This window comes from Paracoccus sp. S4493, assembly GCF_000967735.1.
Lineage (GTDB): Bacteria > Pseudomonadota > Alphaproteobacteria > Rhodobacterales > Rhodobacteraceae > Paracoccus > Paracoccus marcusii.
In genome coordinates this window covers 1-13,040 of record NZ_JXYF01000024.1, presented here as the reverse complement: position 1 = coordinate 13,040, position 13,040 = coordinate 1, and the positions used below count along the sequence as shown (strand labels likewise).

General features: G+C 68.3%; 12 protein-coding genes and 1 pseudogene. 4 read left to right on the top strand and 9 right to left on the bottom strand.

Going from position 1 to position 13,040, the window contains the following annotated elements:
* Window positions 1-22 precede the first annotated feature (22 nt).
* The gene (gene uxaC / locus TW83_RS04985) at window positions 23-1,429 is read right to left on the bottom strand and encodes a glucuronate isomerase (RefSeq protein ID WP_045981673.1); all 1,407 of its coding nucleotides are present in this window, start codon (window positions 1,427-1,429) and stop codon (window positions 23-25) included.
* 81 nt (window positions 1,430-1,510) lie between these two features.
* On the opposite strand from uxaC, the gene TW83_RS04980 reads away from it, so the two are divergent.
* Window positions 1,511-2,206 carry a GntR family transcriptional regulator gene (locus TW83_RS04980; RefSeq protein WP_157001347.1) on the top strand — a complete coding sequence of 232 codons (696 nt, stop codon included), beginning with the start codon at window positions 1,511-1,513 and terminating at the stop codon, window positions 2,204-2,206.
* Here the strand turns inward: TW83_RS04980 and TW83_RS04975 are convergent.
* Window positions 2,203-3,468 (bottom strand): glycerate kinase, encoded by a 1,266-nt coding sequence (locus tag TW83_RS04975; protein ID WP_045981671.1) that lies wholly within the window; start codon window positions 3,466-3,468, stop codon window positions 2,203-2,205. The genes TW83_RS04980 and TW83_RS04975 overlap by 4 nt on opposite strands.
* A gap of 164 nt (window positions 3,469-3,632) precedes the next feature.
* Between TW83_RS04975 and TW83_RS04970 the strand changes: the two genes are divergently transcribed.
* Both TW83_RS04970 and TW83_RS04965 read left to right on the top strand, forming a co-directional pair.
* Window positions 3,633-4,163: a biliverdin-producing heme oxygenase gene (locus TW83_RS04970; RefSeq protein WP_045981670.1), complete on the top strand. Its 531-nt coding sequence runs from the start codon at window positions 3,633-3,635 to the stop codon at window positions 4,161-4,163.
* Between the two features lie 47 nt (window positions 4,164-4,210).
* Entirely contained in the window at window positions 4,211-6,349 is a 2,139-nt protein-coding gene (locus TW83_RS04965; RefSeq protein ID WP_045981669.1) for a histidine kinase dimerization/phosphoacceptor domain -containing protein, read from the top strand.
* Here TW83_RS04965 and TW83_RS04960 read toward each other — a convergent pair.
* Both TW83_RS04960 and TW83_RS04955 read right to left on the bottom strand, forming a co-directional pair.
* Window positions 6,330-6,797 carry a response regulator gene (locus tag TW83_RS04960; RefSeq protein ID WP_045981668.1) on the bottom strand — a complete coding sequence of 156 codons (468 nt, stop codon included), beginning with the start codon at window positions 6,795-6,797 and terminating at the stop codon, window positions 6,330-6,332. The two genes, TW83_RS04965 and TW83_RS04960, sit on opposite strands and share 20 nt — an antisense overlap.
* Window positions 6,794-7,909, bottom strand: a complete 1,116-nt coding sequence (locus TW83_RS04955) for a PAS domain-containing protein (RefSeq protein WP_045981667.1) — start codon at window positions 7,907-7,909, stop codon at window positions 6,794-6,796. The genes TW83_RS04960 and TW83_RS04955 overlap by 4 nt, the downstream gene beginning before the upstream one ends.
* 117 nt (window positions 7,910-8,026) lie before the next feature.
* Between TW83_RS04955 and TW83_RS04950 the strand changes: the two genes are divergently transcribed.
* Window positions 8,027-8,644: a hypothetical protein gene (locus TW83_RS04950; RefSeq protein ID WP_052714647.1), complete on the top strand. Its 618-nt coding sequence runs from the start codon at window positions 8,027-8,029 to the stop codon at window positions 8,642-8,644.
* Here TW83_RS04950 and TW83_RS04945 read toward each other — a convergent pair.
* The 5 genes and pseudogenes from TW83_RS04945 to TW83_RS04925 all read right to left on the bottom strand — a co-directional run.
* On the bottom strand, window positions 8,641-9,429 hold the full coding sequence (locus TW83_RS04945) for an ABC transporter permease (RefSeq protein WP_045981666.1): 789 nt from the start codon (window positions 9,427-9,429) through the stop codon (window positions 8,641-8,643). The genes TW83_RS04950 and TW83_RS04945 overlap by 4 nt on opposite strands.
* Window positions 9,426-10,307, bottom strand: a complete 882-nt coding sequence (locus tag TW83_RS04940) for an ABC transporter permease (RefSeq protein WP_045981665.1) — start codon at window positions 10,305-10,307, stop codon at window positions 9,426-9,428. The genes TW83_RS04945 and TW83_RS04940 overlap by 4 nt, the downstream gene beginning before the upstream one ends.
* Window positions 10,300-11,364 carry an ABC transporter ATP-binding protein gene (locus tag TW83_RS04935; RefSeq protein ID WP_045981664.1) on the bottom strand — a complete coding sequence of 355 codons (1,065 nt, stop codon included), beginning with the start codon at window positions 11,362-11,364 and terminating at the stop codon, window positions 10,300-10,302. Before TW83_RS04935 ends, TW83_RS04940 begins: the two co-directional genes overlap by 8 nt.
* Before the next feature lie 50 nt (window positions 11,365-11,414).
* On the bottom strand, window positions 11,415-12,533 hold the full coding sequence (locus TW83_RS04930) for an extracellular solute-binding protein (RefSeq protein WP_045981663.1): 1,119 nt from the start codon (window positions 12,531-12,533) through the stop codon (window positions 11,415-11,417).
* Between the two features lie 210 nt (window positions 12,534-12,743).
* Window positions 12,744-13,040, bottom strand: a pseudogene (locus TW83_RS04925) (hypothetical protein); the annotation flags it as partial.

The window sequence follows — 13,040 nt, the reverse complement described above, 5'->3', positions numbered from 1 at the left end:
TTATCCTCCCAGATACAGATGCTCAAAGCTTGTAGGCCCGCTTGGCCAGGCCATAGGTTAGGTCGCGCGCCACCTCGGGGGCCTCGTCCTCCTCCAGACGTCCCGATGCGACCAGGTCGGCCAGCCAGGCGCAATCGACCCTGCGCGCCACGTCGTGACGGGCCGGGATCGAACAGAAGGCGCGCGTGTCGTCGTTGAACCCCACGGTGTTGTAGAACCCCGCCGTTTCCGTGGTCATCTCGCGAAAGCGGCGCATCCCTTCGGGGCTGTCATGGAACCACCAGGCCGGACCCAGCCGCAGGCAGGGCCAGACCCCGGCCATCGGTGCCAGTTCGCGGGCATAGGCGGTCTCGTCCAGCGTGAACAGGATCACCGTCAGACGCGGGTCCATGCCCACCGCGTTCAGCAGCGGTCGCAGCGCGGTCACGTAATCGGTGCGGCCAGGGATGTCGAAGCCCTTGTCGCGGCCGAACATCGCCAGCACGTCGTCGGAATGGTTGCGGCGCGACCCGGGGTGGATCTGCAGGACCAGCCCGTCGTCAAGGCTCATGCGCGCCATCTCGGTCAGCATGTGGCCGCGGAACACGTCGGCCTCCTCTGCGGTGCAGGTGCCGCGCAGAGCCTTGGCGAACAGCGCAGCGGCCTGGTCGCGGGGCAGATCCTCGGTCCGGGCCGAGGCATGGCCATGGTCACTGGACGTCGCGCCATGGTCGATGAAGAACGCCCGACGCGCCCGATGCGCGTCCAGGTATCCGTCCCAGGTCGCGGTGTCGAACCCGGTCTGCTGGCCCATCAGCGCGACATTGTCGACGAACCCGGCTATCTCGGGGTCGATCACGCCGTCCGGACGATAGGCGGTGATGACCCTGCCCCCCCAGTCGCTGTCGCGGATCATCCGGTGCCAGCGCAGATCGTCGGTCGCGGCCTCGGTCGTGGCAATCGCCTCGATGTTGAAACGGTCGAACAGCGCGCGGGGCCGGAATTCGGGCCGGGCCAGGCACTCGGCGATGTGATCGTAATACCAGTCGGCCGTGTCTTCGGACAGGCGGCGGTCAATGCCGAAGACGTGCTGGAAGCTGTGGTCCAGCCACAGGCGCGACGGCGTGCCGCGAAACAGCGGATAATGCCGCGCGAACAGCCGCCAGATGGTCCGGCCATCCGATTCGGTCGGCCCGCCATCGGCGCGGGGCACCCCCAGCTCGGTCAGCGCCACCCCCTGCGAACACAGCATGCGGAACACGTAGTGATCGGGCGTCACGAACAGCTGCGCGGGGTCGGGAAATGCCTCGTTCTCCGCAAACCAGCGCGGATCGGTATGGCCGTGCGGGCTGACGATCGGCAGGTCGCGCACCTGTTCGTACAGCGCGCGGGCCAGATCGCGGGCGCGGCCATGGGTCGGGAACAGGCGGTCGTCGTCCAGCAGTGTCATGTGATCCCCCTCCGACTCACTTGCCATTCCGCTAGTCGTCTAATATGCTAGTTTACAGGTTCGGTCAACGCGGGGATGATCATGTCGGTTCAGGAACTGGACAGCTTGCCACCGCTGCAGGATCTGCGCCCCCGCACCGTCACCGACCAGATCTTCGAGCATCTCTATGCACGGGTCGTCGGGCTGGACCTGCCCCCCGGCGCAAAGCTGTCCGAGGCCGAGGTCGCGGCCCGGATGGGCGTGTCGCGCCAACCGGTGCGCGACGCCTTCTATCGGCTGTCGCAGCTGGGCTTCATCCAGATCCGCCCGCAGCGCGCGACCACCGTCACCCCGATCTCGACCGAGGCGGTGATGCAGGCCTATTTCATCCGCAGCGCGCTGGAACAGGCGACCATGCGGGTCGCGGCGCTGACGTTGCAGCCGTCGGACTGGGACGGCCTGGAACGCCTGATCGACCTGCAGGAGGCCGCCAGCCGGGAGGACCGGCGCAGCGATTTCCATGCCCTGGACGACCAGTTCCACCGCGACATCTGCGCGGCGGCGGGCAAGGAATTCGTCTGGAACCTGGTGCGCGACAACAAGGGCCACATGGACCGCGCGCGCTTTCTATCGCTGTCCTACGGCGCCTCGACCGCGTTCATCGAGCATCGGGATATCCTGGCCGCCCTGCGCGCCCGCGACCCCGAGGCCGCCGCAGGCGCCCTGCGCGACCATCTGAGCCATATCGAACACATCCTGGAACGGCTGCGCATCGACCAGCCGGGCATCCTGGCCTAGTCGGCCGGGACCACCAGCACCGCCCGGAAATCGTTGACGTTGGTCAGCGTCGGCCCGGTGCGGATCAGGCTGTCCGTCGCGTCGAACAGGCTGTAGCTGTCATGCCCCGCCAAGGCCGCACGCATGTCCAGGCCCAGCTCCGCGACCCGCTGCGGCAGATCGGGGCCGATGATGGCGCCTGCCGCGTCCTCGGTCCCGTCGATGCCGTCGGTGTCCGCGGCAAGCGCGTGGATGCCCGGCTGCCCGCGCAGCGCCACGGCCAGGGACAGAAGAAACTCGGTATTGCGCCCGCCGCGGCCGGGATCGCCCTGGCCGATGGTCACGGTCGTCTCTCCGCCCGACAGCAGGACCGCGGGGGCCGGGGCGGGGGTGCCATGGGCGGCGGTGGCGCGGGCGATGCCGGCCATGGCGATGCCCAGTTGCGCGGCTTCTCCCTCCAGCGCGTCCCCCAAGAGGACGGGCGTCACCCCGGCCCGCTCCGCCACGCGGGCGGCCGCCAGCAACGACATCTGCGGCGTGGCGATCAGTCGGTAATCGGCGTCGAAGGCCGCGGCGGGCTGCGGCGGCGCCATCAGCAGATCACGCGCCGCCTGCGGCAGGGCCGGGCCAAGCCGGTCGACCAGCCAGGACAGGTCCTGTCCGGCGGTGGGGTCCGGCACCGTCGGACCGGACGCGATGGCCGCCGGATCGTCGCCCGGCACATCGGAGATCGCCAGTGTCACCAGCCGTGCGGGCGCGGCCGCCTGCGCCAGCCGCCCGCCCTTGATCGCCGACAGGCGCCGGCGGACGCGGTTCATGTCCTCGATCGTCAGCCCCGACCGCAGCAGCAGGCGGTTGACCACGATCTTGTCCTCCAGCGTCAGCGGCGCGCGGGGCGCCGCCATCAGCGCCGACCCCCCGCCCGAGATCAGCGCCAGCACCAGGTCGTCCGGTCCCGCCGCCTTGGCCGCAGCCAGGATTCGTTCGGCGGCATCCTGCGACGCCGCGTCAGGCACCGGGTGGGACGCCTGGCACACGGTGATGCGCCGCGTCGGAACCTGGTGCCCATGTCGTGTGACCACGATGCCGGAAAGGTCGACATCGGGCCAAGCGGCCTCCAGCGCGGCGGCCATGGCGGCGGCGGACTTGCCCGCGCCCACCACGATGCAGCGGCCCTGCGGCTTGGGCGGCAGATGATCGGCCAGCACCTGCGCGGGATCGGCGGCGCCCACAGCCGCATCGAACATGTCGCGCAACAGCGCCTGTGCCTGGTCCTGGTTCATTCCGCCTCCGTCGGTGATCGCGTCGCCCGGGGGCGCGCCTGTGGCGCCATCATAGGGATGGTGCCGCGGTTTGCCAGCACCGCCGCCGCTGGCCCCTGCCCCGCCGATCTGCTAGGGCGCCCCGGAATGCGGCCCCGCGCCGCCCCAACCCGCCCGAGGCCCCGGTGACCCAGCATGTTCTGCGCAGCGTCCTTCGCGACGGCACCGGCGATCTGCACGCCACGCTGGATGCGCAGGTGGGCGCGCTGGACAGCCCGGCGGCCTATCTGGCCTATCTGCGCGGCAGCCACGCGTTTCGCAGCGCCATCGATCCGCTGCTGGAGGCCGGGTCCGCCCGGATCGGCTGGCGGCCGGTGATGCTGTCGGATGCGACGGCGCGCGATCTGGCAGACCTTGGCGCAGGGCGCCCGACCCCTGTGGCCTCGCCTGCCCTGCCCGACGCCGCGTCCGTCGCGGGTGCACTGTATGTGGTCGAAGGATCGTCCATCGGTGCGACGCTGATCGCGCGCAGGGCAGCGGCCCTGGGGTACACCGCGGGCCACGGTGCATCTCACCTGGCGCTGCAGACGGGCGATCCGCGCCGGTGGCGGCGGTTCCTGGACTGGCTTCATGCCGCGGACCCGGACCCCGCGCGGGCGGTCAACGCCGCGCGGGCGGTGTTCCAGACCGCCATGACCGCATTTACGCAACGGTAAACGAAAAGCAATTGGACGGCTGACCTGGTCCGCCTTAGAAATCCGTAATGTCCACAGCCCTGCCCAACCCTGCCGATGCCCGTGATTTGACTGCCTGCGACCGCGAACCCATCCATGTCCCGGGATCGATCCAGGCGCATGGCCACCTTCTGATCGTCGACCCGGGCGATGGCCGGATCGTCGGCGCCGCAGGACGCGCTGACGGCCTGACGCGCGACCTGATCGGCCAGACCCTGTCGCAGGCGCTTGGCGGCGTGCTGCGCAATGCGATCGACGATCTGCCCGAGATCGGTCCCGTTCCCCTGGCACCCGTGATGATCGACGGGGCACCCTGGGATCTGCTGGCCTATCGCAGCGGCGCGCATGTCGTGATCGAAATGCTGCCCGCGCTGGATCAGCCGCCGCTGGATGCACGTTTCCTGGGCCGGATGCAGGCGCTGGACGCGGTGCTGGAACGGGCGTCGTCCCTGCCCGACCTGATGCGGAACGCGGCGGGCGTGTTCCGCCAGCTGACCGGCCACGCGCGGGTGATGATCTATCGCTTCATCGATGACGAGGCCGGGGCCGTGGTGGGCGAAAGCCGTGCCGAGGGCATGGGCACGTTCATGAACCACCATTTCCCGGCATCCGACATTCCCCGCCAGGCGCGCGCCCTTTACGTGCGCAACCGCGTGCGGGTCATTGCCGACGTGCATGCCCCGGTCCAGCCGATCACCGGCAGCGTTCCCGGGATCGAGGCCATCGACCTCAGCGATTCGATGCTGCGCAGCGTCTCTCCGGTGCACCTGCATTATCTGCGCAACATGGGGGTGGGTGCATCGGCGTCGATGTCGATCATCAAGGACGGGGCCCTGTGGGGTCTTGTCGCCTGCCACCATCCCGAACCGCGCGACCTGTCGCTGGCGACGCGTCTGGCCTGCCAGTCCCTGGCCGACAGCCTGGCCCGCCAGATCCGCCTGCGCGAGGAGACGGTGCTGTACCGCGAACGCATCCGCCTGCGCGCGCACGAGGATACCGTCCTGGCCCGTCTTGGTCCCGACGACCAGCTGGACCAGTTCTTCGCGCAATCCGCGGGACCGCTGGCCGAGCTGGTGGGCGCCGACGGCTTTGCCGCCGTTCAGGGCAGCGAGCTGTTCTCGTCGGGCAGCTGCCCCGATCCGGCGGCGCTGCGCCATCTGGCCGACCATGTGCGCCAGTCGGCGGCGATCACCCCCTTTGTCAGTTCCAACCTGGAACGCGTCATCCCTGCGGCGGCGGCCTATCGCGACGTTGCCAGCGGCATGCTGTCGGTCACCATGTCGACCGAGGTGCCGACGATCCTGATGTGGTTCCGCGCCGAAAAGCTGCAGGTCGTGACCTGGGCCGGCAACCCGCACAAGGACGTCCCCACGGTCCCCGGCGCCACGCTGGAGCCGCGCGCATCCTTTGCGGCCTGGTCCGACGAGGTGCGCGGCAAGTCGCGCCCCTGGACCGCCGCCGAGGTCGAGGCCGCCAGCCGCCTGGTCCGCCTGATGCTGGAAGCCCGCAGCTCGCGACGCATCCGCCGGCTGAACGCCGAACTGTCCATCACGCTGCGCGAGAACGAGAGCCTGATCCAGCAAAAGGAATTCCTGCTGCGCGAGGTCAACCACCGCGTCCAGAACAGCCTGGCCCTGGTGGCATCCTTCCTGCGCATGCAGGGCCGCGGCGCCGATCCCCTGGTCCGCACCCAGCTGGACGAGGCGCAAAGCCGACTGTCGGCCGTCAGCCTGGTCCATCGCCGCCTTTATCAGGACGACAGCGCCCAGATCGTGGACCTGGCGATCTATCTGGACGATCTGCTGCGTGACATGAAATCGTCGCTGGACCCGGCATGGGCCGACGCGATTCAGACCGAATTCGCGCCAATTCTGGTATCGGCGGACCGTGCGGTCAGCATCGGCCTGCTGACCAACGAGATCGTCGCGAATGCCATCAAGTACGCCTATGACGGCCAGCCCGGCCCGGTGTCGGTCGTGCTGTCGCAGACGCGCAACGGGATGCTGTTGTCCGTGACCGACAACGGCGTGGGGTCGGACGGGTCCATCAAGGGCACCGGCTTTGGCATGCGGATGGTGGCGTCGCTGGTCGAGCAGCTAGGCGGCAAGTTGCAGTCGGACACGAATGCGCCCGGTCTGCGGGTGGTGATCACCGCTCCTCTGGACTGACGCCCCATTGCGCGGCGAAGGCGGGCGAGGCCACGAAGCTGCCGGGTTCGGGCGACACGGGGGGCGGATCGCACACGCCCTCCTCCAGGTATTTCAGCGCGGCGACGAACCCCGCCGATGAGAACGGCTTGGCGATGACGCCATGCGCGCCGTCGAAATCGTCGGGAATCTTCTTTGGGTTGGCCGTGACAAAGACCACGATGGTGTCGGGCCACTGCTTCTGGATGGCGCTGTTGACCTGCAGGCCGGTGCTGCCGCGTGCCAGCTGCATGTCGACCAACGCGACGTCCGGGGCCTTTTCTGTGGGCAGGGCCATCACGTCCTGCAGCGATGATGCCACGGCCAGAACCTGATGGCCGGCATCCTCGATCATCATCTCGATGTCCATCGCGATGATGAACTCATCCTCGACCACGAGGATCGACAGCGGCGCCTTGGGGCGGTTCATGGAATTTCCTTGTCGATGACGACGCTGACCTGGATCGACCCTTGATCGGTCCTGGACCAGGCCACGCGGGTTCGTGTCTGTGCGGCAAGCCGAGAGATGATCTGTTCGTTCACCCCGGACGGCGAATAGACCGGATCGGCCTCGGCGTCCCCCTGGCCCGGAGGTCCGAAGCCGATGGACAGCTCGACCCGCGCGGGCGTCGTCCGCGACGAGATGTCGAAGACCTGGCCCTTCGCGACGTTTTCGGGGCGGATCATGTGCGCCAGGATCTCGTTCACGATCAGCCCGATCGCCGCCGCCTGCCCCGCAGGCACCTCGGCCCGGCCCAGATCGGCGCGGATGCGGATGTCGCAACCGGCCCGGCTTTGCGTCAGGTCGGAGGCAAGGTTGACGGCGTAGGATCCGATGTCGAACCGCGTCACGTCGTCGGACTGGTACAGGTGGCGATGCACCGTGGCCAAGGCGTCGATCCGGGTCATCATCGCGCGCAGCATGTCGGCCGTGTCGCTGTCCGCCGCCTCGCGCAGCTGCAGGCGCAGGATCGACCCGATCATGGTCATGTTGTTCTTCACGCGGTGATCGACCTCGTGCAGCAGCAGACGCTGTGCATCCAGCGAATCGCGCAGTTCGGCGACGCGGCGTGTCACCTCGGCCTCGACCCGCGATTTCTCGCGCGCCATGCGGGACTGCACGTCGATCCGGTCGGTGACGTCCAGCTGCGATGCAAAGAAGAACCGGATGCGGCCCGCATCGTCACGCACCGGGCTGAGATACAGCGCGTTCCAGAACGACGTCCCGTCCTTGCGATAGTTCAGGATATCGACCGAGATGTCGGTCCCGTTCTCGACCGCCTCGCGCAGGCGGCGGATCGTGTCCTGGTCTGTCTGCGACCCCTGCAGGAACCGGCAGTTGCGACCCATCAGCTCGTCGCGGTCGTACCCGGTCAGGCGCTGGAACGCGTCATTGGCAAAGACGATGGGATTGTCGGGCAGGCTGGGGTTGGTGATGATCATCGGCATGCGCGTTGCCCGCACCGCGGCCGCGAAGGGATCGCCGCGTCCATGTTCATGATGCAGCGCCTCGGTCAGGTGCCAGTCGTCCCGTTCGTCCACGTCGCGTCCCTTGTAAGCCTGCCCCAGACCCTGTCGTCTGCTTCAAGGCACTGCCGCCTTGAATGGTTCCGGAATATCGGAAAAGGATCGCGGTGACAGGCCCTCAAAGGTGATATGATGACCACGACGACAGATCTTCCCGACCTGAGAGAGCGCCTGCGGACCATGGCCCGCGGCCCCGGCCGGACCATGGTCGCCCTGGCGGGCCCGCCGGGCGCGGGCAAGAGCCATGTCACCGATGCGCTTCTGGCCGATCTGCCGGGGGCGGCGCTGCTGCCGATGGACGGGTATCACCTGGACGACCGGCTGCTGTCGGCACGCGGCGATCTGCCGCGCAAGGGGGCGCCCTGGACGTTCGACCTGGACGGCTTTGCGGTCATGCTGGATCGGCTGGCCGCCGATGACGGCCGCGACGTGCTGGTCCCCGTCTTCGACCGCGACCTGGAGATCAGCCGCGCCGCCGCGCGTGAGATTCCCGCCAGCGCCCGGCTGATCCTGGTCGAGGGGAACTATCTGCTGCTGGACCGGCCCGGCTGGCGCGACCTGGGGCGTCATTTCGCGCTGACCGTGATGCTGGACGTGCCGCAGGCGGTGCTGCGGGCCCGCCTGACGGCCCGCTGGCGCGACCTGCCCCCCGATCAGGCCCGCGCCAAGCTGGAGGCCAACGACCTGCCCAACATGGAACTGGTGCTGACCGCCAGCCGTGCGCCCGACCTGATCCTGCCGAACGGCTAGGCCGCGCGCCTGCGCCGCGCGACCTCATAGGCGATGGCACCGATGACCGTGGCCACGATGATGACCAGCGCCAACGCGTTCACCGCGGGCGTCAGGCCAGTGCGGACCTTGGTCGCGATGAAGACGGTCAGGGGCGTCTCGAACCCGCGCACGAACAGCGTGGTGTTGTAGTTCTCGATCGATTGCAGCACCGCGAGGCCCGCCGACGCGATCAGCGCGGGCCGCAGGAACGGCAGCGTCACGCGGCGGAACACCATCACGCGGCTGGCGCCGAGACCCAGGGCCGCCTCCTCCTGCGTGCGGTCGAACCGCTGCAGGCGGGCCATGACCATCAGCATGACATAGCAGATGATGAAGGTGGACTGCGCCAGCACGATCAGGAACACCCCGCCGCCCACGCCCATCTGCCGCCACAGGATCAGGGTCGAGATCCCGATCACCACCCCCGGCGTCAGCAGGGGCGACACCATCACCGCATAGGCAAAGCTGCGCGCCCGCGCATGCAGCGATGTCAGAACCAGCGCCGCCGCCGTGCCCACCGGCACCACGATCACCACCACGCAGACCGCGACCAGCACGGATGTCCACAGCGACTGCCACATGGCGGCGTCCGCCCACATGGCGGCGAACCATTCCGTCGTGGTCCCCTGCCACGGGATCACCGTGGGAAAGCGGCTTTCATTGAAGCTGGCCGCGCCCATGATAATCAGCGGTGCGAACAGATAGGCCGCGAAGACCATCAGATACAGCCAGAACATGGCGCCGAAGATGCGTTCCGCCCTCATTTCGCGACATCCGTCAGGTTGACGCGGAACAGCCGCAAGGTGATCAGGACGACCGCCAGGCACAGCACCAGCAGCACCAGCGCATAGGCCGCGCCGCGGTTCCAGTCGCCGCCCTCGAAGAACCAGTTGTAGATGATCTCGGTGAACCATCGGCTGCCGGGCGATCCCAGCAGCGCGGGCGCGACATAGCTGCCAGCGGCCAGCATGAAGGTGAACACGAAACCCGTCGCGATCCCGGCCTTGGCATGGGGGATCACCACGCGGGTATGGATGCGCCAGGGCGACGCGCCGAGGTCGCGGGCGGCCTCGATCTGGGCTTTGTCCAGCGATTCGATGGCGTTGTAGATCGGCAGCAGCATGAACAGGATATAGGCATAGACCATCGCCGCCAGCACGCCTCCGTCGCCCTGCCAGCGGATCGGTGCGTCGATCAGGCCGATATTCGTCAGCACCGCGTTCAGCGGCCCGCGATAGGCCAGGATGATGAACCAAGCCAGCGTCCGCAGCACCTCGTTGATGAAGAAGGGGATGATGATCAGCATCATCGCGATGGCCAACTGCCCCGTCGTGGCCCGCTGCGCCATCCAGAAGGCGATGGGATAGCAGACGGCAAAGGTCACCGCCGCCACCAGGCCGCTGGCCCAGATCGTCTTGAGGAAGATCGCGCGGTGCGTGGGCTCTCCGGCAAGATACAGGATGTTCGACAGCGTATAGGTGTCGTCCGGCCCCCCCAGCGCCGCGGGCGGCAGGTTCGGTCGCAGGGCATAGTCGATCATCATCAGGTTCGGGGCCAGGACCATCACGGCCAGCCAGAACAGGACCAGGATTAGGAATATCGTCGAAAGCCCCGGTCCGAAACGGTTTTTCAGATCACCCATCGCCCAGCACCACCGCATGTCCCGCGTCGAACCCGAACCCTGCCCGGCTGCCCGGAACCGGCGCATCGGCCAGCCGCGTCGAGGGCACCGATGCCGTCAGCGCTGTCCCGCCGTCGAACCGGCCGTGGACCAGCGCAAAGGATCCTTCGAAATCGACACGCTCTATCTGCGCCTGCAGGGGGTTTTGGTCGATACCGGGCACCAGCGCCTCGGGGCGGACATAGATCGTGCCCTGCACGCCCGGCGCGGCACCCTGTCCCGCGCGACCAGTCAGCGGGCCCAGGTCGGTCTCGATCCGGGCGGTGCCGGCCTGCACGTCGGTGATGCGGCCGGGAATGGCGTTCGTCTCGCCCACGAAGCGGGCCACGAAGGGCGTGGCGGGGTTGTCGTACAGCTCTCGCGGCGTGGCGACCTGCTGCAAGAGACCCGCCGACATCACGGCGACGCGGTCGGACATGGCCAGCGCCTCGGACTGGTCGTGGGTGATATAGATGAAGGTGACGCCCGTGCGCTTCTGGAGCGCGCGCAGTTCGGCGCGCATGTGCTGGCGCAGCTTCAGGTCCAGAGCAGAGAGCGGTTCGTCCAGCAGCAGGACGCCCGGTTCCACGGCCAGGGCGCGGGCGATGGCCACGCGCTGACGCTGGCCGCCGGACAGTTCGCCCGGCATGCGGTCGCCGTATCCCTCCAGCGCGATCAGGCGCAGCAGGTCGTCGGCCTTGGCCCGGCGTTCGGCGCGGCCGACCCCGCGGGCCTCCAGACCGAAGGCGATGTTGTCGCGCACCGACATCAGCGGGAACAGGGCCAGCGACTGAAAGATCATCGCGGTCGGGCGCTGGTTGGGGCCCAGCCCCTTCATGTCCCGGTCGCCGATCAGCACGCGCCCCTCGGTCGGCTCTATGAAGCCCGCGATCATGCGCAGGATCGTGGTTTTGCCGCAGCCCGAAGGCCCCAAGATGGAGAAGAACTCTCCGGCCTCGACCTTGAAGCTGACATCGCTGACGGCGCGGGTGGTGCCAAAAGTCATGCCGATGCCGGCAAGTTCGACCGAATGGGACATTGTGTCTCCTGCAGGAATTGGGGGGCGGCGCAAACCGCCCCCGGTTGGGTTCAGGCCGACAGGAAGCGGTCCTGATACTCGTTGCGCTTGGTGATGTACCAGCTTTCCTGGATCGGCCACCACCACAGCTTCTCCAGCGCGTCGCCCGGATAGGCGGCGGCGAAAAAGGCCTTGGCCTCGTCCGAGGTCAGCTGATCGGAGCCCACCGCGGTCGAGTTGATCTTGGTCGCGTTGGTGTACATCGCGCCGGCCTCGGGCGTCAGGAACCAGTTGATGAAGGCATAGGCGCCGTCCAGGTTCGCCGCCCCCGTCGGGATCGACAGACCCTCCATCCAGGCCAGCGCGCCTTCCTTGGGCGCGATGAAGCCCACGGGCAGACCTTCGGACGCCAGGGCGGCCGCGGTCGAATCCCAGGTCTGGCCCACGGTCGCGCCGTTGACGCGGAACGCGCCCTGGGCCTCGTTCTCGTTGGTCCAGAACTGGATAATGTTGCCCTTGCGCGCGATGGCCTCGGCCAGGATCACGTCGAAGATCTCGATCTGCGCATCGGGATCGGTGAACGCATCCAGCAGCGGCCGCGGCAGCTTGCCCTCGGCCTCCAGCCACAGCCCCAGGCCGATCAGCGAGGAATGCCCGCGCACGGTCGCCTGCGCGCCGTCCTTCCACAGATCGCCATAGGACGCGGTGCCGTATTCCAGCGGGTTCTGTTCGGTGTCGAAGGCGATCGCCTCGGTGCCCCAGTCGGTCGGCACCTGGTACCGCTTGCCGTCCACGACCGCGCCCAGGTTGACCGAGTTCTCCCAGGCACTGGGCAGGACCTTGGCGACCTCGATGCGCGATTCGTCCAGCGGCTGGATCAGGCCGAACTCGACATAGTTCGGGACGCGGTCGACGGTCGGCCAGATCAGGTCGAACCCGGCGCCGTTGTTGGCACGCAGCTGGTTCAGCAGCTCGTCGTTGGTGCCATAGGGGGTGAAATTCGGGGTGATGCCCGTGGCCTCCTGAAAGGCGCCCAGGATCTCGTCGTTCAGATAGCCGGCCCAGGCAAAGATGTTCACCTGCCCCGCACCCTGCGCCATGGCGCCGCGCGCCAGATAGGGAGAGGCCAGCGCCACGCCAGCCGTGGCCGCAGCCCCGCGCAGAAGGCCGCGTCGGTCGATCCGTGTCATAGAAAGATCCTCCATGTCGTTGTCACTCAGCCGTTTCCCGTTATCGGGCATGCGTGTCGATAAAATGACACGACGCCAAGGGCTTTGGCTTGGCCCGCAGCCTAGACCGGGGCCGCGCCAAGGCAAAGTGTCTTCTTGGTCAGCCCGTCGCGGCATGGGAAAAGGGCCGCCCCGGACGGGACGGCCCTTGCGGCGCAGCCGGCGCCGCGATCAGCGGGCGGTTTCGCGCACCAGCTGGCCCTGCGGGTCCAGTTCCAGGGTGACGGTCTCCCCGTCGGGATTGGTCGCGTCCAGCAGGACGCGCGGTCCCTCCTGGCGCATCAGGCCGAACGCGCTGTAGCCCGCCTGCGTCAGGCGCTGGTTCGCCGCGACGGTGTCGAACTGCGGCGCGGGGGGCATGTCGCCGCGCGGGCCGTCACCCCGGGGGCCTTCGGCACGCGGACCATCACCCCGGGGGCCTTCGGCGCGCGGGCCGTCGCCGCGGGGACCATCGCCGTGGGGGCCGTC